The sequence below is a fragment of the Peribacillus sp. NPDC101480 genome, from assembly GCF_050277335.1.
Classification (GTDB): domain Bacteria; phylum Bacillota; class Bacilli; order Bacillales; family DSM-1321; genus Peribacillus.
Genome location: NZ_JBNNSB010000027.1, coordinates 1 through 1,433, shown reverse-complemented (window position 1 = coordinate 1,433; position 1,433 = coordinate 1). Strand labels below are relative to the sequence as shown.

General features: G+C 51.8%; 1 rRNA gene. It reads left to right on the top strand.

Annotated features, from left to right (window positions below):
- Positions 1–1,433, top strand: a 23S ribosomal RNA gene (locus ACQKMF_RS26655); the annotation flags it as partial.

Here is a 1,433-nt window from a genome sequence, read left to right as displayed (position 1 = left end):
GATCTGGAAAGATCCGTCGAAGAAGGTAAAAACCCTGTAGTTGAAACTTCGTTCCCTCCTGAGTGGATCCTGAGTACGGCGGGACACGAGAAATCCCGTCGGAAGCAGGGAGGACCATCTCCCAAGGCTAAATACTCCCTAGTGACCGATAGTGAACCAGTACCGTGAGGGAAAGGTGAAAAGCACCCCGGAAGGGGAGTGAAATAGATCCTGAAACCGTGTGCCTACAAGTAGTCAAAGCCCGTTAATGGGTAATGGCGTGCCTTTTGTAGAATGAACCGGCGAGTTACGATTTCATGCGAGGTTAAGTTGATGAGACGGAGCCGCAGCGAAAGCGAGTCTGAATAGGGCGAATGAGTATGAGGTCGTAGACCCGAAACCAGGTGATCTACCCATGTCCAGGGTGAAGTTCAGGTAACACTGAATGGAGGCCCGAACCCACGCACGTTGAAAAGTGCGGGGATGAGGTGTGGGTAGCGGAGAAATTCCAATCGAACCTGGAGATAGCTGGTTCTCTCCGAAATAGCTTTAGGGCTAGCCTCAAGATGAGAGTATTGGAGGTAGAGCACTGATTGGACTAGGGGCCCCCAACGGGTTACCGAATTCAGTCAAACTCCGAATGCCAAATACTTATTCTTGGGAGTCAGACTGCGAGTGATAAGATCCGTAGTCGAAAGGGAAACAGCCCAGACCACCAGCTAAGGTCCCAAAGTATACGTTAAGTGGAAAAGGATGTGGAGTTGCTTAGACAACCAGGATGTTGGCTTAGAAGCAGCCACCATTTAAAGAGTGCGTAATAGCTCACTGGTCGAGTGACTCCGCGCCGAAAATGTACCGGGGCTAAACGTATCACCGAAGCTGTGGATTGACACCGTAGGGTGTCGATGGTAGGAGAGCGTTCTAAGGGCGTTGAAGTCAGACCGGAAGGACTGGTGGAGCGCTTAGAAGTGAGAATGCCGGTATGAGTAGCGAAAGAAGGGTGAGAATCCCTTCCACCGAATGCCTAAGGTTTCCTGAGGAAGGCTCGTCCGCTCAGGGTTAGTCGGGACCTAAGCCGAGGCCGAAAGGCGTAGGCGATGGACAACAGGTTGATATTCCTGTACCACCTATACATCGTTTGAACGATGGGGGGACGCAGAAGGATAGGGTAAGCGCGCTGTTGGATATGCGCGTCCAAGCAGTTAGGCCGGAAACGAGGCAAATCCCGTTTCCATTAAGGCGGAGCTGTGATGGCGAGGGAAATATAGTACCGAAGTTCCTGATTCCACGCTGCCAAGAAAAGCCTCTAGTGAGATGTAAGGTGCCCGTACCGCAAACCGACACAGGTAGGCGAGGAGAGAATCCTAAGGTGTGCGAGAGAACTCTCGTTAAGGAACTCGGCAAAATGACCCCGTAACTTCGGGAGAAGGGGTGCTTTTTAGGGTGAATAGCCC